We start from the raw sequence: 22,847 nt of genomic DNA, 5'->3' as shown, positions 1-22,847 counted from the left end.
CGCTATTTTTTTATGAAAATATTTTCATTAAATTGTTGAATATATTAGTTTAATTTGTTATAATCATCTTAAGTTATAAATTAATAAGATTACTAGGAGGATAACAATGAGATACTTGTTTTTTATGGTTTAATGGTTTTAATTTTGACAAGATATGTATATATAGGAATTATGTTCTATAAGATTAGAAATAAGGAGTATGTTTCTGAAGCATATAATATTTTAATGAGAAATCCTAAAATGAAAAATCCTGAAAAGATTTTAAAATTTTATGGATTATTTCATTTTATTATTGTCGCTTTAGTAATTATACTCTTTTTTATTGTAGATTTGGTAGTTATAGGATTATTTGTATGGGTTTTGGCTTTGTTAGAAGACATCTTTTTCATCATAATATCAAAGAAATCTGAAAAAATAAAATATATAATAAGTTTAGTCTCTATAGTAATAATATTACTTTTTGAAATAAAGAGTCTTGATGATCATGAAACTACAAAAAATATTTATAACATTTCATACACAATCGTGATTGAAAACGGAGTAAGTGATTTTAAAGAACTAAAAGAAAAATCTATTCTTGAAGAAATTTTTAAGAGTGAAATAAAAAATGTATCTAAAATGAAAGACAAAAAAATTGAATTATATGACCAAAAAGGAAAGCTATTAATAAAATCCGACTTATACGAAGCAGAGGTAAAAGATTCTTCTACAAACGAATATGAAAAGCAGGAAAATATAATAAAATACAAAGGAAAATATTATAAAATTTATGAACCTAAGACATTTGATTAAAATATTAAAATTTTAAATTAAAATAAGATAATAATAAATTAATATAAAGAGAGGTGTTCGTTATGAAAATCGTTTTAAAATTTAAAACAGATAATAATTTCATCCCTAAAGATTATCATCGTTTCTGTATTAAATTTTTTAAAACAGCAGTATCAAATTATTCTAATGGTGAATTTTTTGAAAAGTTTTTTGGGGATGATTATATCAAAAGTGATGAAAAAAATATTCATGGGCAGTTAAATTTTTTAAACCTAAATTTTTTCCTAACAGAATTGAAGTTGGAGAAAATAATTTTGAGATTACTTTTAAAGCTCCAAAAAAAGATGTTGGAACTATCTTTTTCAATTCGTTTTTAGAATATAAAGATAAGGAATTTAAAATTTCTGAAAATAATTTTATAGTTTTAACAGATGCTAAAATTGTAAATGAAAAAAAGATTGTTGGAAATTGTGCAAGATTTAAATTTTGTTCTCCTCTTGTCATTCGTGACCATAATAGAGGAGATAATACAGACAGACATATAACTGTTGAAGATGATGATTTCTTTGATAAATTTAAAGAAAATTTAAAAATCCATTTTCCAAATTATTCCAACGCTATTGATGATATGAAGATGGATATTTCTGAAATGAAAAAAGCTGTTGTACTTTTTTATGGATTGTATATCGATGCTAGTTTAGGAGTAATTATAATTAATGCCGATAATAGCTTATTAAACGAAATGCTGATTTCGTCTGTCGGAAGTAAAAATGCATCAGGTTTCGGACTATTACAGCTTATAGATTCTTGGGAGATGATTTAATGATAGAAGATAAAGGTAATTTTAACGGATATGATAGAAAATTAGAATTTTCTGATTGGAGATTTTCAGCAGCTGCAGTTGGAATTATAAGGTATCTAAAATATCATAAACTCAATTATTCAACAGAATATAATGGAAGAAGTGATGTGCTTTTATATAATTTTGATGATATAGATATATCAAAAAATGAAGAGAAATATTATGATTTTGCAGAAGAATATTTTAAAGATAAAATGCATCATAAAAGGTTGGAAAATCTTTTAAATTCTGAAGATTTTGATGAAGAAAAAGTTAAAAATTTAAAAAGTTTTTGGAATACAATAATGAAAAATACATTTAAAAATGATGAAATTTCTATAAAAAACAAGGATAATATTTTATTGAAAATATCTGATAATAAGCTTGAATTAATAAAAAAGACATTTGAAGGGGCAAAATCAATGTATTCGAAATTTTGTAATCCAAGTTGTATGGGAAAAGAAAAACAAAAAATATGTAGGTTATTGGGATATTATGTTGATCAAGGGAGAAAGACAAAATCTTTATCATTCAATTGGGACTATAATACTTATGTATATGAGGATTATTGTGAGTTTGATTATATTCCTTTTGCGTTTTCAAAAGGAGATAGTTCATTTTTTATTAATAATAATTTTTCAACTGATATGTTATTAAAATCAAATGATTATTTAACAGATAAAAATTTGGATTTAGATGAAAAAAATTCAGTGGGGATTTTTAAAAACTTTAAGTTAAATTTGTTTTTTACTACAAAAAATGTTTCAAGATTTTTAGATTATGAAGTTGAAATAATATCTAAAAATATGCAGATTAAAAATGGTAAAAAGGAAAATAAGGAATATTTTGAAACAATGTTTTTACGAAATTCCGCTATTAGAATTTTCGAAAAAATTTCAAATATAAAAGATGATAATATTTTTAAAGCAATAAACAGTCCTTGCAAATTAAGAACGGATGAATATGAACCGATTTTAGATGAAGTTATTGATTGTATCTTATATACTAAGTATTTAGATTATTTGATTGATAAGCTCCTTAGAGATGGCAGTAAGGGAAAAATAAAGATAGCAAAGAAAACAAAATAGATAACCATAGTTTTTTAATTAGTCAATTAATTAGAATAAATCAAAAAATATACGAAGGAGTTGATATTATGGTGAATAACAAAAAAGAAAAAGAGCAATTTGAAAAGGAAGAGAAACAAATGAATTTTAATTTGTTTAATGCAAGGGAAAGTGCAGAAAAAGTTGTTATTAAATTAAAAGACACACCTAGAAAAATCGATGCATATAGGAATAAATTAATTTCATGTTTGACTTTTAAAGATTATGAAAAGTTTTCAGTAACATTACTTCAACTTTCATCTTATAGTTCTGTAACATTTGATTTTGCATATTATTTATTCAAAGATTTTGAAAAAATAAAAATGTGGCATATACATTTGTAAATGCATTGCGTGTTAAAGAAGATAATAATAAAAATGGAAATAACGAAAACAAATAGGAGGATTTAAAAATGGAAAATAAAGAAAAGAAAAATTTAGGATTAACACTTACTATTATATGTAATATTACATCAAATTATGGAGAAAGTTTGGGGAATGCATCATCTGTACAAAAAGTTTTTAAAAATGGTAAAATTTATGCTACCAGAAGCAGAGAAAGTATGAAAAATGCAATTATGACTCAAAGTGGAATGTATGATGATTTGAAGGTTGTAGTTGATAAAAAAGTAACCCAAAAAGAAGTTACTGAAAAATTGAATGCATCAAATTGTAGAGCGCTTGAAGGCGGATATATGAATACTAACAATTTAACAGTTATAAGAAAAAGTTCATTTTATTTAACAGATGCGGTTGCATGTGATGAATTTGTTAATGAAACAAGATTTCACAACAATTTATGTTTAGCATCAACTTATGCTAGAGATAATGGAATAAATTTACAAGAAAAAGCCGGAGAATCTGGACTTATGCCATATCAATATGAGTTTGATAAATCATTAAAGAAATACAGTATAACATTTGATTTAGACAAAGTGGGTGTTGATGAAAATTTTGATTCAGAGGCGGAAGTTTCAGAAAAAATTGAAAGAGTAAATTTAATATTGGAAACAATAGAAAATTTATCATTAGTTGTTAAAGGAAATCTTGATAATTCTGAGCCTTTACTAATATTTGGAGGAATTGGAAGTTGTAAAACTCACTATTTTGATAATGTCGTGAATGTTACAAAAAGCACACTAAAAATAACTGATGAATTGATTGAAAGGCTAAATAAAGAAGATTATAAAATAGCATTTATTGAAGGTGGAAATTTTGTAAATGAAAAGGAAATAAAAGAAAAGTTAAATCCTATAAGTGTTACTGAATTTTTTGAAAAGTTAAAAGGGGATGTAAAAAAATATTATGAAGGATAAACTTTTAAGGATAAAGTTACATCAAAATAAAGCTAATTATAAAAAAGAGGAAACTTCAGAAAATAAAATGACTTATCCACTTCCACCTTATTCAACCATAATCGGTGCAATTCATAATGCTTGTAACTATAAAGAATACAAAGATATGGATATAAGTATTCAAGGTAGATTTCAATCCTTAGGGAAAGAAATGTATAAGGATCAAACCTTTTTAAATAATGTTATGGATGATAGAGGAATTTTAGTTAAATTAAAAAATCCTGATACTTTTAATGAAGGATATAAAATTATTGCTAAAGCCTTAAAACCTCAAGAAAATAGTTTTAAGAATCGGACTACTATAGATATATATGATGAAGAAGAATTGAAAGAATACATCAGAATATGTAATCTAAGAGAATTTTATCAAAAGAAGTCAGATGATTTTAAAATTTTGAAAAAAGTATAAAAGATGAAATTTCTAAACTTAAAATGAGACAAAAACAATTTGATAAGAAATCAGAGGAATATAAAAATCTTTTGTCTGAAATTAATGATTTAAATTCAAAAATAAAGCTTGAAAAATTACAATTTGATGAAGAGAAAAATAGTAAATATGCAATTCCGTATTCTTATTATGCTTCATTAACTACTTCTATTAAATATTATGAAGTTCTTTATGATGTAGATTTGGTAGTTCATATTAGGGGTTCTAAAGAAGTTTTGGATACTGTTGAAAAAAATATATACAATTTAACATCACTTGGAAGAAGTGAAGATTTTGTAGAGATAAAAGAAGTTAAATTTGTTAATATTTATGAAGATAATCCGAATGATATTGAATTTATGTATAATAGTGGATATGTTCCTACAGATGCAATTGAACAAGAAACAATATTTTTAAAAGATATTTTTAAAGAGATAACTGAAAAAATAGAAGCCAGAGGTACTAATTATTATATTAATAAAAATTATGAAATACAAGATGGAAAAAGAAAATTTAAAAAGTACAGAGTTGGTTATTTATCTGAATACAAAATAGACTTTGATGAATTAAAAGAATATAATAAATCCACAGATAAAAATATTTATTTGGATGAAGATGGTTATATTGTTAGTTTAGTTTAGGAGATTAAATGGAAATTTTCAAAAATAGATTTATAGCAGAGTCACTTGCAAAACCGGATGAAACTATTGAAGAGCATACAGAAAACTTATTAAAATGTTTAGAATTACTTATAAGTTTGAATTATATAGATACTGAAGATAGTAAAATTTTAGAAAGAGCAATTATATACCATGACGTAGGTAAGGCAGATTTTTTATTTACTGAAAGGCTTAAAAACAATACTAAATTTGATAAGTTTAAAGAGGTTCCTCATAATATATTGTCATATTATATGATGTATATTGAATTAAATAATTTTTCTAATAGTTTTCTTAATGAGAATAATTTGGCATCTTATGCAATTTTAAATCATCATCATTATATTAATAATTTTAAATATATAACTTGTGAAGACAATAGAAAGTTGATATTAGAGAGACTTTTAAATATTTATCCTGATTTAGACAAGAATCGAAAAGAAAAATTAGATAGAAATTTAAAAAAGATTAAAGATTCTTATAAAGAAAATCAAATGAACTTTATAAAAATTTTAGGACTACTTAATAAATGTGATTATTCTGCAAGTGCTCATATTCCTGTTGAATTTTATCCTGATTTTTTGGAAAAGGGATTGGATAATTTGCTGAACGGTTGGAAAAGAGAAGATGACAAAGCTAGTTGGAATGAATTACAAAATTTTTGTAAGGAAAATAAAAAGAAAATTTAATAGTAATTGCACAGACAGGAATGGGAAAGACTGAAGCGGGATTACATTGGATTGGTGATACCAAAGGCTTTTTTGTGTTGCCTTTAAAAACAGCTATAAATTCTATTTATTACAGGATTAGAAATAATATTTGTAATGGTGAAGAAATTGAAGAAAAGCTCGCATTATTGCATAGCGACACTTTGAGTATGTATCTTGAGAATTTTGAAGGTGAAGATAATGATAAAATTTTATCCTATTACGAAAATAGTAAAAAGTTTTCTATTCCTTTAAATATAACAACTCCTGATCAGATTTTTGATTTTGTTTTTAGAAGTAAAGGATTTGAATTTAAAAATGCTATGATGAGTTATTCAAAAGTTGTTATAGATGAAATACAGGCATATAGTCCTGAGCTTCTTGCAACTCTTATTCGTGGAATACAGGATATAATTGAAATAGGTGGGAAAGTTTGCATAATTACAGCAACTTTTCCACCTTTCATAAAAGACTTATTGTTTACAGAAAATTTTGATTATTTGAACAAAGAGGAGCAAAAATATAAATTTATTACTAAAGAATTTACAAATGATATGAAAAGACATAATGTAAAAGTAGTAGAGGAAGAACTTAATTCTGAATATATTTATAATCATTATGTGAAAAACAATTCAAATAATAAAAAATATTTAGTTGTTTGTAATACCATAAAAAAATCTCAAGAAATTTTTGCAGATTTGAAAGAAAAGGGATTAGTAAATATAAATATTTTACACAGTAAGTTTATAAAAAAAGAAAGAAATGAAAAAGAAAATAAAATAATAGAAATTGGAAAAACTGAAAATATAGGAAATGAAATTTGGATATCAACGCAAATAGTGGAGGCCAGTTTAGATATAGATTTTGATTTCTTATTTACAGAACTTTCAGATTTAAATGGCTTATTTCAAAGACTTGGGAGAGTTAATAGAAAAGGGAAAAAAGAAGTTAATGATTATAACTGCTATGTTTTTACAGAAATAAATAAAAATTTATTAAAAGAAAACAAAGATTCAAAAAAAGGATTTATTTATAAAGAAATTTATGATTTAAGTAAAGAAGCAATTAAACAAAAAGGGGATGGTATTTTAACTGAAAAGGATAAACAGAATTTAATAAAAGAATTTTTCACTTTTGAAAAAATAAAGGAGTCTGCATTTTTGAAAGAATACAAGGACAGATATAATTATATTAATATATCATTAAGAGATTTGGGAATAGAAACTGAAACTAAACAGACATTTAGAGATATTATATCATTTAATGTTTTTCCTGTAGATGTTGAAAGAGGACTTTTAAATGAAAATGAGATAAATTCAATATTAAATGAACTTAAAGATATAAAGAGCAAATTAATTTGCAGTGAATCTGAAGATGAAAAAATAGAATTAAAGTTAAAATATACTAAAAAATTAGACGAACTTATGAAATATACTGTATCTGTTGGTTTATATGATACTAAATATTTAAAAGAAAAAATTGAAATATCAAAAAATATAAACTTATACAAAGTATATTGTAAATATGATGAAAAAGGATTTATAAGATTGACTTCTGAAGAAGGTAAGTTGTTAGACGGTGTAGGATTTGAAAAAATAATTGATGTTAATAAAACAGATTATGAATATGAATATGATAGTTTTATATAGGTGATTTTATGGATAGAGAAATTACGGGGATAATGGTTTATTACAATTTTGTTTGTAAAAGGAAACTTTGGTATTTTTATAATGGGATTACAATGGAGCATACAAATGAAGATGTTTCAATAGGAAAATCCATTGATGAAGAATTTTATAGTGGAGAAGAAAAGCATATTAATGTAAAAAATATTATAAATATAGATTATATAAAAGATAAAAATATAATTCATGAAGTAAAAAAGAGTAAAGTAATGGAGGAAGCCTCTATTGAACAGATAAAATATTATCTTTGGATTTTACATAATGAAGGAGTTAAAGACATTACGGGAGTTTTGGACTATCCTCTTCTAAGAAAGAGTAAGATAATTAAATTGGAATTGGAAGATTTTGAAAAAATACCAAAAATTTTGGAAGAAATAAGAACTTTGGTTGAAAGTGAAAAGCCCCCTGAATTTAAAAAGATAAAATTATGTAAAAATTGTGCATATTGTGATATATGTCTAATATAGGGAGGAGTTATGAAAAAAGCTATTTTATATATTCTGAATCAGATTTAAAAAGAAAAGATAATACTTTACAGATTTGTACGAACAACGGAAATAAAAAAGATATTCCAATAGAAACTGTTTCAGATATTTATGTTATGACTGAAATGGGCTTTAATACGAGTTTGATAAATATGCTTTCAAAATACGGAATATCTGTACATTTTTTTAACTATTATAATTTTTATACAGGCAGTTTTTATCCAAAAGAACAAAATATTTCAGGTAAATTACTCGTAAAACAGGTAGAATACTTTTCTAATGACGATAAAAGACTTGTTCTAGCAAAAGAATTTGTTAAGGGAGCAACAGAGGGAATTTTAAGAAACTTAAGGTACTATAATGAAAGAGGGAAAAATGTAAAAGAATTTATTGAGATTATTTCAAATTTAAAAAGACATATTGATTTACAAACCAATATTTCTGAACTTATGGGGATAGAAGGAAATATTCATAAAGTTTATTATGACTCATGGAATACAATTATTGATAAAGAAATAAATTTCGAAAAAAGAGTAAAGCGTCCACCGGATAATTTAATAAATACTTTAATTTCATTTGTAAATACACTAATTTATACGACTGTACTTTCACAAATATACATAACACAATTAAATCCTACTGTTAGTTATCTACATTCTCCCGGAGATAGAAGATTTTCACTTGCGCTTGATATAGCAGAGATATTTAAACCTCTTATAGGGGATAGAATGATTTTTTCACTCTTAAATAAAAAGCAAATTACAGAAAAGCACTTCATAGAAGGATTAAATTATCTTCAATTTACAAAACAAGGTTCCCAGATAGTTTTAAAAGAATATGAAGATAGATTAAATAAAACTATAAAGCATAAAACTTTAGGAAAAAGTGTAAGTTACAAATATTTAATTAGATTAGAGGCATATAAACTTGTAAAACATCTAATGAATGAAAAAGAATATGAAAGCTTTAAACTTTGGTGGTAGAAATGTATATAATATTAGTTTATGATATAGTGCTTGATGAAAAAGGTGCAAAAGTGTGGAGAGATACATTCAAAACTTGTAAAAAATATCTCTCTCATGTACAAAATTCGGTATTCGAAGGAGAATTAACCAAATCCCAACTATTTACCTTAAAAAAATCATTAGCCAAAATAATAAGAAAAGATAGAGATTCACTAATAATATTTAACAGTAGAGACGAAAAATGGCTCGAAAAAGAAATCCTAGGCATAGACAACGGAGCTACAGATAATTTTATTTAAGATAATTAAATTTATAGTATAAAAAATATATGATAATGGAGGTAGTTATGGACAAAAAAATCATATTCAACATATCATAGATAATTATGATAATTTAGAAAAAGAGTTAGTAACACAATTAAATTATTCTTGTAAGCATGGTACCACTCTTGGTTCCAATAGGGAAGAAATTTGGAAAAATTTATTTGAAAGATTAGTACCAAAAAAATTTAATATTGAAAGAGGAGTCTTTATTATGGATTCTTTTGGACATTGTTCCAAAGAAGTTGACTTAGCTGTTTATGATGAACAATATACTCCTTATATTTTTAGATATGGAACTTTAAAATTTATTCCTATTGAAGCTGTAGCAGCTGTTATTGAATGTAAAAGTAAGATTACAAAATCAGATAAAACAAAAGCAGCCTTGAAAGATTGGTGTTCTTCAATAGATAATTTAAAGACAGGAAAAAATTCTATAACGAGGATTGTTCAAGGGATACATTATGGTGTAAAGTATAAAAAATATTCTTCTCAAACTAGTACAACTCCGATTAAAATTTTTTGTCATATTGGAAAGAGTGATTTTATGGAGTGTGGATTTGACATTACATTAAATGCTATAGAAAATAGATTAAATATTAAGTATAATAAAAATATACTAATTTATTTGATTGGTTCTTAAATTGTAATCATAGTACTAATTTTATAGAAGATGGTGAAAACTTAAAAGAAGAAAAGAAAAAATTGGAAAATTATATAAAAGATTATATTATAAATGATGAAGAAATAAATAAACTTAAAGAGTATGATTTAAAAAGCAAAACATATGTTGTTGATGGTAATCATACATTACTATCATTTATTTTTCAATTCAATCAACTTTTAATGTTAATAAATAATCCAATATTCTTTCCACATTTAGATTATGTAGATATGTTTAATAAAGATATAAAGGAGGAATAGTTTATGCATACTATTATAGCAATAACTGTTGAAAAAGTTCAGAGATATATTTTTCAGGCGATTGATAAAACTCAAGCAGATGAAAAAACTCTTAAAAATATTATTTCTGCATCTAATAACGTTGCAACCAATATTTTGAAGGAAATTGAAATTAAATTTAACCTTGAAGATACTAAGTCCGAAGATGAAAACAAGATTCTTTGGATTTCAGGAAAAGTAGTTTTTTGTTGTGAATTATCAAAAGAAGATATTAAAATTAAGTTAAAAGAGTTATATCAAAAGGTTTATGAAGATTATCAGGGAAATATTTTTTTGAATTATGTAGTTTTTTCTGTTGATAAAATGGATAGTATAAATATTTTAAGAGAAGCAGAAAGGTTACTTAAAAGTAATAATACTAAATCACAAGTTATAAAAGATAATAGTGAAGTATTATTTAGGTTTACAGAATTAGAAATAAAGAACCAGAAAGAGTTAATTGAAACTAAAAATGATAAAGAAAATATATTTTTAACTAATATGGATGATTTAGTTGTAATGGACGAAAATCATGAAACAGACAGTAGTAATGGAAAGATTGCTATTGTAAAAGCAGACATTAATAATCTCGGAAGAATAATGGAGGCAATTGACAATTATGATGAATATTTACAATTAAGTAAGTTGTTATCAGAAAAAATTTCCTTAAATAATATTAGAAAAATGATTGAAGAACATAATGATAATGGAGATAAATTAATTAAAAAAATGGTTCCATTTTATGTCGCGGGAGATGATATTTTTTATGCAGTAAGGATTGATGCTCTATTCGACTCTATAATAATATTAAGTACTTTGATTAAAGAAATTAATGAAGAGTTAAAAATAAAGCAAAGCAATTCGAATAACATAGAATTATCAATAGCGATTGGAGTTGCTTTTGTTAATAACCATCAGCCGATAAGATATTATAGGCAAATAGTGGAAAAAGAGTTATCTAAAGCTAAGATAAGTATGAAAACTAAAAAATCATTTGACTCTATTGTCGGAATATGTATGGCAAACAATCTGTTTTTCATTTATAAAGAAGGTCTAGGATTCAAAGAAAATGATTCATTTTTCCGCTTTCGTAGTGAACTTGGAGAACTTAAAAAGATGATGGATGAAAAAATATTTTCAAGGACAGCATTGCATAATTTTCTAATAAATTTGGAAATAGAAGAAGATAAAGAAAGGAAAATGTTGTATGCTTTGTATTTCTTAATGCCAAATCTTAGAGCTGGAGAAATCAATAACATAGGAGAAAATAAGGAATTATATTTCAAATATTATTGGTTATCCCATTTGCTTGAAGATAAAAAAGGAGCTTCTGAAAGATATTTTGAATGCGGAAAAATAGCTAATATCCTAATTCCAAAGTTAAAATTAGTACTGTTATTTTTAAAAGATAATTATTGTTTAGAAACTAATACAAATCAATATATCATTTCATCTGAAGAAGTTTCTAAAGCTGATCAAAAGAGAAGAATACGTTCAGTTATGTTTCATAAACCGATAAACTTTTTATTAAGCAAGTTAAATGAAAATTGTATAGAAAAACTGTTTATAAATAAAATCCCTATAAAAACAGGAAAAATAGTGAAACAATTATATGTATCAGTACATTTTGAGCCAGCAATATTTTATAGAGCAAAAAGATTAATGGAACTGGGGAAAAAAGAACAAGTCCTAACAATGTTTATAAACTATAATAACAGTTTTAATCAAAAAGAAGCAGAACAAGAAAATAGCATTCATACTATGAATTTTGACGAGGAAAAATTTAGAAAAAAATTTGAAGATAAAAATGATTCACAATGGTTGGATAAACTTATACTACTTTTTAAATATAATGAACAAAGAATTATCTTAAAAACGATAGAAAAAAATTCTAAGAAAAACCACAACAATAAACGAATTTAAAATATTATCATATATAGAAAATAATATATAAACAAAAATAGAGTATAATATTTTATAGAAAAATAAAGGAGGATGAAATTATGTTTGAAATTAAAATAAAAATAACTACAGTTTCTTGTTGTTTAATTGGAAACCAAACGGAAAGTTTTTCCGTAGGAGGAGTTGATCAGTCAACAACTACAGATGAAAAAGGGAACCCAATTATTCATGGTTCAGCTTTTAAAGGAGCATTGCGTAATTTAATTAGAGAAAAATATCAATATAAAATGGAAGATACTACTGGATATATAAAATCTGTTATTGAAAAAACTTTAAAGAAATATGAGAATGAAGATATAAATAAGACTGAAAAAATTAATAAAATAATATCAAATTTAAAGTATAAAAACGAAAATTTCAAATCAGAATATATTTTTGGAATTGAAGGAGTTAATGGTATGCCTAGATTATTTTGCTCTGATTTTAGGGTATCAAAATGTAAGAATAGAAAAGAAGATTATTTTTTAATAGATACAAAAAATAGTTTGGAAGAAAAAGACGGAAATATATTTAGTAATCCAAGAACCTATAAAGTTATAAAACCCGGTGTTGAGTTTGAAGGAATTATTAGATTCTATAATCCATTTTCTATGGAAAGAGAAGATTCTTCAAAAGAAGGATTAATAAAAGATGAGCTTGAAAAAGTATTGAAAGAATTTAATTGTGGATTGTATAGAATTGGCAACTCAAAGTCAAGAGGATATGGACAAATAAAAGTAGAAATAATTGATTAGAATAAAAAAGGATGAATGAAATGATAACATATGAAGTTAAATTGAAAAAATAGGAGAAATGACAACTATACCTGATTCTCAAAGACTTTTTGGTTTTTTAATTAACAGTTCTAAGAAATGTTGCACTGAAGATGAGATTAGCATATTTGTAAAAGGGGTTAAGGAAAAGAAAGAAAAATGTATGATTTCAAATTTAATGCCTACTGGGTATTATCCTACACCTAAAGCGTTTATTCTTCAAAACTTAGAATGTAAGTTAGCTGAAAATCAGGAAAAATTAAAGAATATGAAAAGAACAAAATGAATTAAATATTGAAAGCAAATCGATAGTTAAAGAATTAATAAGCAAAAATAATATAAAAAAAAATGAGAGTATCGAATTAAATAAAGAAGAGAAGAAAAATTAAATGATGAAATAAATAATTTAAAATTAGAATTAGATAAAATAAAAAATAAATATAATAGTTTATCTGAAAATATAAATAATTTATCTGCTAAAAATATCTATGAATCTATTAAAAATATGGATTTTATTGAGAGATGTCAATTGAATGATTTTTTGATACTTTCAGAAAGTAAAGAAATAATTAATGTAAAAAAGATGAAAAATTTTAATTATATAAAGAAAAATCAAACTTTCATTCAAAAATTTCGTTTAGAAAATCAAATTAAAGAACTTCCAGGATTACCAAATGTTGCATATTCTTTACCTATTCTTTCTTTTGTAGATAAAGAAGATAATTTTGTAAAAGAATTTAGTTTCTTTGTTAAGGTAATGGAAGGAACTTGTATTTCAAATATTTTGAAATATATGAAAAATAGTATTTCTGAACAGAAGACAATAGGTGATAAATCTGAAATTCCATGTTTTTTAGGAGGGAAAGGAAGCTCGGGTTATAATGAGTACAGTATTCATAATATTGAAATTATAAGCGAAGAAGATGAGGAGATATCATCTACAAATGCAAATTATCTTAATATTGGAGTTTTATTACCAAATTTTGATAATATTGATGAGAATAATTCAGTTTTAGATATATATACATCTGACAGAAAGCCTTTTGAAATAGAAAATGAAATATCTAAAGTAATTAGTTTTGTAACTGCAGGGAGTGTTATTAAAGTAAAAGAAGATAAAACAGAATTATATAAAGTTGGGAAAAGTATAGATAATAGTAAATATAATCCTTTATATAAGAAAAATGCAATTATTTTTGGTAACTCTTATCTTATTAAATTGGAGGTGTAAATGGTGAAACTTAAAATTACAACTATTTCATCCTTGATTTTATCTCCTAGAATGGAAAAAGCATTGTACAAGGGTGTTGACTATAAAAATATTAAGAAAAATATAAAAAATTCAAACATAGTAAATATTGATAATATAAATATTATTTATCCTTTTTATAGTTATGAAGAGAGAGATTTATTACCTGAAAATGAATTTTTATATGCACAAGAGTATTATATTCCAGCATCTTCTTTAAAAGGAGCATTATTATCGGGTACAAAAAATGAAGATGACAATAGCTTTAGAAGTAGCATTTTATTTCAAGATATTAAGATTAGTAATGAAAATATAGAATTAAAAAATTTATATAAATTTCAATACTTATATCAAAACGACAAGAAGAAAAATAAAGATAATAAGCAAAAGACTATTTATAAAACCCCAAAATTTGAAACCTTTTTTCCTAGTGTAGCTATAGAGATGATTGGAAGTGGAAAAAAATTTGAAACTGAAGTCTTATTTAGATGTGACGTATCTGTAGACTTCAAAAACAAATTAGAAGATAGTTTTGAAAGTACTAAAAATAAATTAAATAATTATATGGAAGAAATAGAAAGAAGGATAACAAATATTGAGTCTTGGATAGAGGATAGAAAATTAGAAGATCAGGTAGAAAAAAGTAAAGATAATGAAAATTATTTAGAAAAATTGAAAAAGATTAAAGATAATATTCAAAAACTAATACAACAAATACAAAATAATAAAATATAGTATTTTTAGGTGGTTATAAGGGAATTTTAGGTAGTCTATCTGAGCTTAATCAAAATAATAATGTGCAAAATGGATTTTATATTGATGAAAAAACAATGCTACCATACGGATTGATTGAATTAAATATAATTGAATAATTTGAATTTCAATATATTAAACTAAGGATAGTAAAATTATTAAAAAAGATGATTTGTCAACCTTCAGTATGTGAAATTTACTGGAGGTTCGACAGATTAAAAAAATGTTAAAATTTCAAGTAATTCTGTTTTGGTTAAAAAATTTAGTGTAAAATTTCAAAAAAATTTTGTAGGTAGACAGAATTTTCGAATTAATGGTAGTATTTTCAATATGTACAGAGCTACCTGTTTAAATAGAAACATACTGTAATGTAAATTTATCTTTTCTTCATCAAGATTATTTTTTGCCTTTGTTTAAATAGAAACATACTGTAATGTAAATGCTGTTGTTTTAGGCATTGCACAAATGGCACAAAAGTTTAAATAGAAACATACTGTAATGTAAATTTTGCAACTTCTTTTGTTGGCTTTGCTAGTCTTGCGTTTAAATAGAAACATACTGTAATGTAAATACCAAAGAACGGCTCAAGATAAACATCATGCTCCGGTTTAAATAGAAACATACTGTAATGTAAATATTTTTCCGTCATACTTGCTTTCACTAGCCTGAAAAAGTTTAAATAGAAACATACTGTAATGTAAATTCTTTCTATTTTTTATTTTTGTTATTATAAAATATCGTTTAAATAGAAACATACTGTAATGTAAATACTTTAGCGGCAGTCTTTATTCCATTTCCAAGAGTGTTTAAATAGAAACATACTGTAATGTAAATGGAAAATGTCAGGCTCTTTACCGTAACTTTCTTGGTTTAAATAGAAACATACTGTAATGTAAATACTAATAATATTAATTTTGTAAAAAATTAATATTGTTTAAATAGAAACATACTGTAATGTAAATCAAGGAAACAATATAAATACAATTTTAAGAAAATTATAGTTTAAATAGAAACATACTGTAATGTAAATAAAATAGACACAAAAAAGTTAAAGGTTGTAAAAGTGTTTAAATAGAAACATACTGTAATGTAAATGGAAGAATAGTTTTTGCTAAAGGTCCAAAAAATCAGTTTAAATAGAAACATACTGTAATGTAAATATTATTGTTCCTATCGTCGCAAAAGCCCCTTTTAAGTTTAAATAGAAACATACTGTAATGTAAATATTTCCGCTTTTAAAATATCATTGACAGCTTTTTCAGTTTAAATAGAAACATACTGTAATGTAAATGTTTGCTTTTGTATTGCTTCTAAAATCACTTTTTGTTTAAATAGAAACATACTGTAATGTAAATATTTATCGTGGAATTGACAATATGAGCAGAGGTAGAGAGTTTAAATAGAAACATACTGTAATGTAAATTTAAATTCACTTATAACTTGATTCATTTTTGAAATGGTTTAAATAGAAACATACTGTAATGTAAATGGGCAAAAAGAAAAATGGGAAATCATAAGAAGAGAAGTTTAAATAGAAACATACTGTAATGTAAATATTGAAGATAGATACATTTTCATAACATTAGGCGAAGTTTAAATAGAAACATACTGTAATGTAAATCTAACAGTCAACAAAATGTCTTCACTATAAGGTATTGTTTAAATAGAAACATACTGTAATGTAAATATTAATTCTAAAATTGTCTCTTTCAAACTGTCCACCGTTTAAATAGAAACATACTGTAATGTAAATAAAATTATGAATTTTTCAGCAGACAGGACAGAGAGGTTTAAATAGAAACATACTGTAATGTAAATATTTCCATACCATCTATGTCGAAACGGATATAGCTGTTTAAATAGAAACATACTGTAATGTAAATCTTTTCGCAACAATATTATCATCATTTAAAGGATGCGTTTAAATAGAAACATACTGTAATGTAAATCAATAATAGTTTTCTCGTTTTTTGTTAAAGTTTCAAGTTTAAATAGAAACATACTGTAATGTAAATTTAGAAAATACTTGCTTTAGTATTTCGTTATGCGGTTTAAATAGAAACATACTGTAATGTAAATATCAAAGGCTTTTAAAAAATATGACTTTCTCGTTTCAAAGTTTAAATAGAAACATACTGTAATGTAAATTTAAGAGTTGAATTATGCTAGAGCATAAATTTGAGTTTAAATAGAAACATACTGTAATGTAAATATGTCTATAAATGTAAAAGATTTAACATTATCAAAGTTTAAATAGAAACATACTGTAATGTAAATCAAAAGCCAGCTATAAGCATCAAATATTGTTGTTTTGTTTAAATAGAAACATACTGTAATGTAAATAATGCACCTATTAAATCTTGTATATTATGTGCCAGTTTAAATAGAAACATACTGTAATGTAAATGATATTACAACAAAGGTATTACAATATTTTACCCACGTTTAAATAGAAACATACTGTAATGTAAATGTTTATAACTTGATGTTGGATAATGAAAATGGAGAGTTTAAATAGAAACATACTGTAATGTAAATATTTCCATACCATCTATGTCGAAACGGATATAGCTGTTTAAATAGAAACATACTGTAATGTAAATCTTTTCGCAACAATATTATCATCATTTAAAGGATGCGTTTAAATAGAAACATACTGTAATGTAAATCAATAATAGTTTTCTCGTTTTTTGTTAAAGTTTCAAGTTTAAATAGAAACATACTGTAATGTAAATCTACTACCTGAACCGATTACTTTAATGTCTATCATAGTTTAAATAGAAACATACTGTAATGTAAATTAAATTATACTTGCAACCTTAACAATTCCCCAAGCAGCGTTTAAATAGAAACATACTGTAATGTAAATGCTATCGTAACACACTTCTATAATGTTGCAATGGGTTTAAATAGAAACATACTGTAATGTAAATTTATTATAATTTCTCTTGCTTCTTCCACACTTCTAGGTTTAAATAGAAACATACTGTAATGTAAATTGTAGAAAATCATCAAGATATAAAACTTCTACACGGTTTAAATAGAAACATACTGTAATGTAAATTAAATTATACTTGCAACCTTAACAATTCCCCAAGCAGCGTTTAAATAGAAACATACTGTAATGTAAATTGTCAAGATTAAAAGTTTTTAAACTTTCTTTTACTGTTTAAATAGAAACATACTGTAATGTAAATATTTCACGATTTAAAAATCTTGCAAAAAAAATTCTTTGTTTAAATAGAAACATACTGTAATGTAAATTAATGTAATAAGGGTTTTTCTTTCATAGTAATATACTCAGTTTAAATAGAAACATACTGTAATGTAAATGTTTTTGGATTTTTAGTATTAACAGCTCTTAAGCTAAAGGTTTAAATAGAAACATACTGTAATGTAAATTAGTTCTAAGTAAAAAAAGGGAGTATGTTATCTCCGTTTAAATAGAAACATACTGTAATGTAAATTTGATAGTTGCTGATTTCTGTTAAAAAATTGTTACGTTTAAATAGAAACATACTGTAATGTAAATTGTATCGAAAAAAATACAGAGATACTTTTTAAAGCGTTTAAATAGAAACATACTGTAATGTAAATATGGTAGTTTCAAGAAAAAGAAAAGGAAAAAGATCTGTTTAAATAGAAACATACTGTAATGTAAATATTGAAGCCGCATATGGAGTTGTTAAAGGTGTTGTTGATAGGTTTAAATAGAAACATACTGTAATGTAAATGAGGGGATTGGAACAACTTTAGTATATGTGCTTTATTTGTTTAAATAGAAACATACTGTAATGTAAATGCTACATCTTTATCCTCTATTACATATGCTCCTGTTGTTTAAATAGAAACATACTGTAATGTAAATGTATTAAAAGTATCAATAAGTTGAGCTGATAAATTGTTTAAATAGAAACATACTGTAATGTAAATTACTTTTGATGTTATCGCATTGTCAACACCTGAAGTTTAAATAGAAACATACTGTAATGTAAATTTGGTGCTTTGGTTTCAACAAAATAATAATTTCCAAAGTTTAAATAGAAACATACTGTAATGTAAATAAAAGTAAATTCTTTTCAATATCTTTTCTGAGATAGTTTAAATAGAAACATACTGTAATGTAAATTTTCATAAAAGTATTCTTCGTTCCCGCATTTTTTAGTTTAAATAGAAACATACTGTAATGTAAATGAGTTATAAGTGGTTTCCCCGATTTGCTCTCCGTCGTTTAAATAGAAACATACTGTAATGTAAATTTTGAAATTTGGACCGTAAAAGGTGTTGAATATAGTTTAAATAGAAACATACTGTAATGTAAATTTGTACGACCTGTCGCACTTGCAACAACTGCTGAGTTTAAATAGAAACATACTGTAATGTAAATGATGGAACACCAAAAGTAGGAATTGTAGAGTTTTGTTTAAATAGAAACATACTGTAATGTAAATTTTCCTATATATATATATGCCAACATGTGTAATATAGTGGTTTAAATAGAAACATACTGTAATGTAAATTCATGTGGTACATAGTCTAGCCCGTTTGCGTGATATGAGTTTAAATAGAAACATACTGTAATTTCGTAGGATAGTTATATTTTTGACATTGAGATGGCGATTCAAGTCTTGTTTGTGAGTAGTGAAAATGTCATTACTATATTGCTAATCCTAATAGAGTTATTTCTGTATTTTGATTAGCAATTATGCTATAATATAAAAAACTACAAAACTAATTATAATAAATGTTTCCTTTGTATTGTTTGATACAACATTATTATAAAGTTTTAGGAGGTCTGTCTTATGAACGAATTTAATAAGTACAAAATACTAAGTGCGGGAAAAACATTTGGACATAGGGCTAAAATTGCTTTATTATTACTTGATAGCAGTACAGCTTATGAAGAACTTAAAGAGGAAGCTACACATACTTCAGTTGCTGGAAGTTATGATTGTGTAGGTGGTTTTCCTGCTGAAATACTTGAAAGAATAATAAAGGAATTGATATGCCGTGATATATGGTATTTGCCTGACAATGTAAAATTTTGGGACAGGCGTTTTGGCAGTCTGTTTGAGACAAAGTTTTTTTGTTATGATAATGATGTAGAAACTTGGAGTAGGATACTGAATAAATTCTTTGTAAAGCTACAGTGGATGCCAAAAAGAGAAGATTATAGTTCAACAAAAAGTTTCAATAATGCTTGGGGATATTTTGCAGAACTTTTAGCAGTTGTAAAAGAAAATAATCATCCTGAATTCAATGATTATTATGAGATTGCAATTAAAAATGGGATGAATGAAGTGGTATTTGAAAAAAAGCTAAAAAAATTGTCTGAAATAAAAGAGTCATTTATTAAAGGTTAAATAAATTAAGTTTGGAATTAGAGCAGGGTGTACTATAGGAGCAACTATATTTTCCGATTGCACTAAGTATTTTAACATATATAGGAGGGGCTATGTTAAAATGGATATTTTATTTTTACAAGTAATTTTATATTGCTTATTATTCACATTATTAGTAGCTTTGTCATATAGAGGTAATGCGATTAATATTGTATATTTTTATCCTAAATCCGTTATAGATAAGGTTGTTGAATTTGGTTATACAGATTATAAAACAGTTAAAAGAAATAAGGTTATATTTTATTCTTTATTTATTATTTTAATGTTTGGAAGTTTGATACTAATTGTTGGATTGTGGAATAAAATCAATGATTTTAAACAGGCATTTATTCAATTAAATATTTTTCTTCAATCTTGGAATATCTTTGATGGAGCGGTTATGGATATTTTATGGACTAAGAACAGCAAAAATTTAAAAATCAAAGGCATAGAGGATAGTGAATATATACCTAGTGTTTTAGATGTAATTAAAAAGAGAATTATTTTTATTCCTGTTTTATTTTTAGTGGCTTTAATTTTAGCTAAAATCATTGTACTTATATATTAAATTATTTGGCAGTATATAATGAATAGTTTGTTTTAAACTGAATCAATAAGATCATAGAAAAGATATACTTTTATGATTAGAACAAGATTAAATATTATTGATAGTTTTTTAAAAAATATAATAGTAATATAAAGCGCAAATATTATTGGATGTAAATTGAAAAATTATGAATCCATTATTTTACAAAAGGATGTAATGTAATTTCTTTCTTTAATAATTCTTTAAATACATTAGTTAGTTTAAATAGAAACATACTGTAATGTAAATTTAGAAAAATCTAACTTCTTATCTTCAACTTCTTTGTTTAAATAGAGACATACTGTAATGTAAATCTTCATCTTCTTTCGTTGTATATGATGTAACAAGTGTTTAAATAGAGACATACTGTAATGTAAATTTTCTTCAGCATTCATTCTAGCAAGTTTCTTCGCGTTTAAATAGAAACATACTGTAATGTAAATTGAGCATTATTCTTTAAACTTTGAAATTTCTTTTTTTGTTTAAATAGAAACATACTGTAATGTAAATAAGTTTGTATTGTGCAAGTTTATGAAGTGGAACAATGTTTAAATAGAAACATACTGTAATGTAAATCCTTCTATGTGTAACCATAATATTTCTTTCTTAAGTTTAAATAGAAACATACTGTAATGTAAATTTTATTGTTCTTCCGAGTACAAGCTCTGTTTCGTGGTTTAAATAGAAACATACTGTAATGTAAATATGAGTTTAGCTATAAAAAGCACGATTGGTTTTGCAGCTAAGTTTAAATAGAAACATACTGTAATGTAAATTGCGACATTGCTTGAAGTGCTTCTGAAAGATAAACTGTTCAAAAAGAAACTAAAAGAATTTTTAAATTATTCCACTTTAAGGATTGATTAGATAAGGGGATATAGGAAAAATTTTTTTACCATAATTCAAAAAACTATAGATAATTTAAGAAAATTTTCTAACCCGGTCTTGTTTTGACGTGGAAGTGAAGAATCTATTTCAGCTAAGGGTGAAAAGAAATTGAAAGGATATCTGGCTAAAATTTCAACAGAAGTTTTTGAAAGTATGTGACACGGACAATTTTTGCACGAGTATCCGAAAGAATATGCATATAAACTGAAAATATTTTTGTAAGAATAAAATTAAACTATAGGAGAAATAATTTAGATGATTAAGACGCTTATTATGTTGGGACTGGTGTGTCTATTAGCTATATTTATGATGATGGACTTTATTATTGTGATTCCGAAGTTCGGCTCTAAACATTTTGGTGCACCTGATGATATAAAGGAAATGATGGAGAAGATACCGGACAGAGCTTCTTGGGTGAATATAATTGGTGTATGTATTATGATAGTCGGATTTGTTGGAGTAATAGCGGTTTTTATATGGGCTATGGTTGATACGGTAAAAACTGATATGTCTTTTTTTGGTGCATTCATCAGATTTTTCATTATCACTGAAGGATATAAATTATTTGATATCATATTTTTTGATTATCTTATGCTTACAAAGTTAAAGTTGCCTGCAAAGATTTACCCTGAAACTGCCGGAGCGAAGGGATATGACAACTTTGGATTCAATACGAAAAGTCAAATGAATAAGCTTATTATATTTTGTGTTGCAAGTATTCTTTTAGCATTCATTTTAACGGTAATTATTCCATTAATGTAAATAAATATATTTGATAAATTTCATTAACACCGAACTTTTTGTATAGATGGAAACATAATGTAATGTAAATTTATATTCATGATGCTTAATAGTTACTTTACAATTCGTTTAAATAGAAACATACTGTAATGTTAATGTTAAGGAAAAGGAAAATATCAATCAATTATTAACAATACATTATTTTGGGAAAATTTTTAATGCTTAATATATTTATTTTATTCATTTGCTAATTTGTAAAAAAATAGGTTATAA

General features: G+C 24.8%; 22 protein-coding genes, 1 pseudogene and 2 CRISPR repeat arrays. All 23 genes and pseudogenes read left to right on the top strand.

The window, feature by feature from the left end; genetic code table 11:
- Positions 1-132 precede the first annotated feature (132 nt).
- Positions 133-792 (top strand): hypothetical protein, encoded by a 660-nt coding sequence (locus HMPREF9127_RS05520; protein WP_009449031.1) that lies wholly within the window; start codon positions 133-135, stop codon positions 790-792.
- Between the two features lie 271 nt (positions 793-1,063).
- Positions 1,064-1,594 carry a CRISPR-associated endoribonuclease Cas6 gene (gene cas6 / locus HMPREF9127_RS05515; RefSeq protein WP_303659954.1) on the top strand — a complete coding sequence of 177 codons (531 nt, stop codon included), beginning with the start codon at positions 1,064-1,066 and terminating at the stop codon, positions 1,592-1,594.
- Entirely contained in the window at positions 1,594-2,700 is a 1,107-nt protein-coding gene (gene cas8a1, locus HMPREF9127_RS05510; RefSeq protein WP_009448625.1) for a type I CRISPR-associated protein Cas8a1/Csx8, read from the top strand. Before cas6 ends, cas8a1 begins: the two co-directional genes overlap by 1 nt.
- Complete coding sequence (locus tag HMPREF9127_RS08475; RefSeq protein ID WP_218015507.1) at positions 2,697-3,062, top strand: hypothetical protein; 366 nt, start codon at positions 2,697-2,699, stop codon at positions 3,060-3,062. Before cas8a1 ends, HMPREF9127_RS08475 begins: the two co-directional genes overlap by 4 nt.
- 68 nt (positions 3,063-3,130) lie before the next feature.
- Positions 3,131-4,033: a type I-B CRISPR-associated protein Cas7/Cst2/DevR gene (cas7i, locus tag HMPREF9127_RS05505; RefSeq protein ID WP_009448609.1), complete on the top strand. Its 903-nt coding sequence runs from the start codon at positions 3,131-3,133 to the stop codon at positions 4,031-4,033.
- Positions 4,023-4,481, top strand: coding sequence for a CRISPR-associated protein Cas5 (gene cas5, locus HMPREF9127_RS08470; RefSeq protein WP_009448529.1), 459 nt, complete (start codon positions 4,023-4,025; stop codon positions 4,479-4,481). Before cas7i ends, cas5 begins: the two co-directional genes overlap by 11 nt.
- 23 nt (positions 4,482-4,504) lie before the next feature.
- Positions 4,505-5,140 carry a hypothetical protein gene (locus HMPREF9127_RS08465; RefSeq protein WP_009448538.1) on the top strand — a complete coding sequence of 212 codons (636 nt, stop codon included), beginning with the start codon at positions 4,505-4,507 and terminating at the stop codon, positions 5,138-5,140.
- A gap of 8 nt (positions 5,141-5,148) precedes the next feature.
- Positions 5,149-5,847, top strand: coding sequence for a CRISPR-associated endonuclease Cas3'' (locus HMPREF9127_RS08460; RefSeq protein ID WP_009449049.1), 699 nt, complete (start codon positions 5,149-5,151; stop codon positions 5,845-5,847).
- A gap of 20 nt (positions 5,848-5,867) precedes the next feature.
- The gene (gene cas3, locus HMPREF9127_RS05495; protein ID WP_009449141.1) at positions 5,868-7,514 is read left to right on the top strand and encodes a CRISPR-associated helicase Cas3'; all 1,647 of its coding nucleotides are present in this window, start codon (positions 5,868-5,870) and stop codon (positions 7,512-7,514) included.
- An 8-nt stretch (positions 7,515-7,522) separates the two neighbouring features.
- On the top strand, positions 7,523-8,017 hold the full coding sequence (cas4, locus tag HMPREF9127_RS05490; RefSeq protein WP_009448852.1) for a CRISPR-associated protein Cas4: 495 nt from the start codon (positions 7,523-7,525) through the stop codon (positions 8,015-8,017).
- Complete coding sequence (gene cas1b, locus HMPREF9127_RS05485) at positions 8,005-9,018, top strand: type I-B CRISPR-associated endonuclease Cas1b (protein WP_009448985.1); 1,014 nt, start codon at positions 8,005-8,007, stop codon at positions 9,016-9,018. The genes cas4 and cas1b overlap by 13 nt, the downstream gene beginning before the upstream one ends.
- Before the next feature lie 2 nt (positions 9,019-9,020).
- A complete protein-coding gene (cas2, locus tag HMPREF9127_RS05480) occupies positions 9,021-9,299 on the top strand; it encodes a CRISPR-associated endonuclease Cas2 (protein WP_009448575.1) in 279 nt (92 codons plus the stop codon).
- Between the two features lie 25 nt (positions 9,300-9,324).
- The gene (locus HMPREF9127_RS07535; RefSeq protein ID WP_482198258.1) at positions 9,325-9,963 is read left to right on the top strand and encodes a DUF6602 domain-containing protein; all 639 of its coding nucleotides are present in this window, start codon (positions 9,325-9,327) and stop codon (positions 9,961-9,963) included.
- A gap of 62 nt (positions 9,964-10,025) precedes the next feature.
- Positions 10,026-10,244 (top strand): hypothetical protein, encoded by a 219-nt coding sequence (locus HMPREF9127_RS07530; protein WP_009448695.1) that lies wholly within the window; start codon positions 10,026-10,028, stop codon positions 10,242-10,244.
- Between the two features lie 3 nt (positions 10,245-10,247).
- Entirely contained in the window at positions 10,248-12,185 is a 1,938-nt protein-coding gene (locus HMPREF9127_RS05470; protein ID WP_009448596.1) for a Cas10/Cmr2 second palm domain-containing protein, read from the top strand.
- Between the two features lie 80 nt (positions 12,186-12,265).
- Positions 12,266-12,958: an RAMP superfamily CRISPR-associated protein gene (locus HMPREF9127_RS05465; RefSeq protein WP_009448857.1), complete on the top strand. Its 693-nt coding sequence runs from the start codon at positions 12,266-12,268 to the stop codon at positions 12,956-12,958.
- 58 nt (positions 12,959-13,016) lie between these two features.
- Positions 13,017-13,262: a hypothetical protein gene (locus tag HMPREF9127_RS05460; RefSeq protein WP_009449093.1), complete on the top strand. Its 246-nt coding sequence runs from the start codon at positions 13,017-13,019 to the stop codon at positions 13,260-13,262.
- A gap of 219 nt (positions 13,263-13,481) precedes the next feature.
- Positions 13,482-14,207 (top strand): hypothetical protein, encoded by a 726-nt coding sequence (locus tag HMPREF9127_RS05455; RefSeq protein ID WP_218015499.1) that lies wholly within the window; start codon positions 13,482-13,484, stop codon positions 14,205-14,207.
- Positions 14,208-14,960: a DUF4795 domain-containing protein gene (locus tag HMPREF9127_RS05450; RefSeq protein ID WP_009448556.1), complete on the top strand. Its 753-nt coding sequence runs from the start codon at positions 14,208-14,210 to the stop codon at positions 14,958-14,960.
- A 364-nt stretch (positions 14,961-15,324) separates the two neighbouring features.
- Positions 15,325-19,566: direct repeats of the CRISPR family, unit length 30 nt; unit sequence GTTTAAATAGAAACATACTGTAATGTAAAT.
- 214 nt (positions 19,567-19,780) lie between these two features.
- On the top strand, positions 19,781-20,341 hold the full coding sequence (locus tag HMPREF9127_RS05445; protein WP_009449142.1) for a hypothetical protein: 561 nt from the start codon (positions 19,781-19,783) through the stop codon (positions 20,339-20,341).
- 100 nt (positions 20,342-20,441) lie between these two features.
- Positions 20,442-20,927 (top strand): hypothetical protein, encoded by a 486-nt coding sequence (locus HMPREF9127_RS05440; RefSeq protein ID WP_009448553.1) that lies wholly within the window; start codon positions 20,442-20,444, stop codon positions 20,925-20,927.
- Positions 20,928-21,164: 237 nt separating this feature from the next.
- A CRISPR array of direct repeats spans positions 21,165-21,721; the repeat unit is 30 nt; unit sequence GTTTAAATAGAAACATACTGTAATGTAAAT.
- A gap of 130 nt (positions 21,722-21,851) precedes the next feature.
- Positions 21,852-22,055, top strand: a pseudogene (locus HMPREF9127_RS09805) (alpha/beta fold hydrolase); the annotation flags it as partial.
- Between the two features lie 33 nt (positions 22,056-22,088).
- Entirely contained in the window at positions 22,089-22,595 is a 507-nt protein-coding gene (locus tag HMPREF9127_RS05435) for a hypothetical protein (protein ID WP_004833183.1), read from the top strand.
- The last annotated feature ends 252 nt before the right edge of the window (positions 22,596-22,847 follow it).

This window comes from Parvimonas sp. oral taxon 393 str. F0440 (assembly GCA_000223315.2).
Classification (GTDB): Bacteria; Bacillota; Clostridia; order Tissierellales; family Peptoniphilaceae; genus Parvimonas.
Note: the sequence above shows the minus strand (reverse complement) of the source record. Positions and strands in the feature narration are given on the sequence as shown.

Excerpts from the sequence above, each read along its gene's own strand:
- HMPREF9127_RS05520 (WP_009449031.1), top strand. The coding sequence starts at position 133 with ATGGTTTTAATTTTGACAAGATATGTATATATAGGAATTATGTTCTAT.
- cas8a1 (WP_009448625.1), top strand. The coding sequence starts at position 1,594 with ATGATAGAAGATAAAGGTAATTTTAACGGATATGATAGAAAATTAGAA.
- cas7i (WP_009448609.1), top strand. The coding sequence starts at position 3,131 with ATGGAAAATAAAGAAAAGAAAAATTTAGGATTAACACTTACTATTATA.
- cas5 (WP_009448529.1), top strand. The coding sequence starts at position 4,023 with ATGAAGGATAAACTTTTAAGGATAAAGTTACATCAAAATAAAGCTAAT.
- HMPREF9127_RS08465 (WP_009448538.1), top strand. The coding sequence starts at position 4,505 with ATGAGACAAAAACAATTTGATAAGAAATCAGAGGAATATAAAAATCTT.
- HMPREF9127_RS08460 (WP_009449049.1), top strand. The coding sequence starts at position 5,149 with ATGGAAATTTTCAAAAATAGATTTATAGCAGAGTCACTTGCAAAACCG.
- cas3 (WP_009449141.1), top strand. The coding sequence starts at position 5,868 with ATGGGAAAGACTGAAGCGGGATTACATTGGATTGGTGATACCAAAGGC.
- cas4 (WP_009448852.1), top strand. The coding sequence starts at position 7,523 with ATGGATAGAGAAATTACGGGGATAATGGTTTATTACAATTTTGTTTGT.
- cas1b (WP_009448985.1), top strand. The coding sequence starts at position 8,005 with ATGTCTAATATAGGGAGGAGTTATGAAAAAAGCTATTTTATATATTCT.
- cas2 (WP_009448575.1), top strand. The coding sequence starts at position 9,021 with ATGTATATAATATTAGTTTATGATATAGTGCTTGATGAAAAAGGTGCA.
- HMPREF9127_RS05470 (WP_009448596.1), top strand. The coding sequence starts at position 10,248 with ATGCATACTATTATAGCAATAACTGTTGAAAAAGTTCAGAGATATATT.
- HMPREF9127_RS05465 (WP_009448857.1), top strand. The coding sequence starts at position 12,266 with ATGTTTGAAATTAAAATAAAAATAACTACAGTTTCTTGTTGTTTAATT.
- HMPREF9127_RS05460 (WP_009449093.1), top strand. The coding sequence starts at position 13,017 with ATGACAACTATACCTGATTCTCAAAGACTTTTTGGTTTTTTAATTAAC.
- HMPREF9127_RS05455 (WP_218015499.1), top strand. The coding sequence starts at position 13,482 with ATGGATTTTATTGAGAGATGTCAATTGAATGATTTTTTGATACTTTCA.
- HMPREF9127_RS05450 (WP_009448556.1), top strand. The coding sequence starts at position 14,208 with ATGGTGAAACTTAAAATTACAACTATTTCATCCTTGATTTTATCTCCT.
- HMPREF9127_RS05445 (WP_009449142.1), top strand. The coding sequence starts at position 19,781 with ATGAACGAATTTAATAAGTACAAAATACTAAGTGCGGGAAAAACATTT.
- HMPREF9127_RS05440 (WP_009448553.1), top strand. The coding sequence starts at position 20,442 with ATGGATATTTTATTTTTACAAGTAATTTTATATTGCTTATTATTCACA.
- HMPREF9127_RS05435 (WP_004833183.1), top strand. The coding sequence starts at position 22,089 with ATGATTAAGACGCTTATTATGTTGGGACTGGTGTGTCTATTAGCTATA.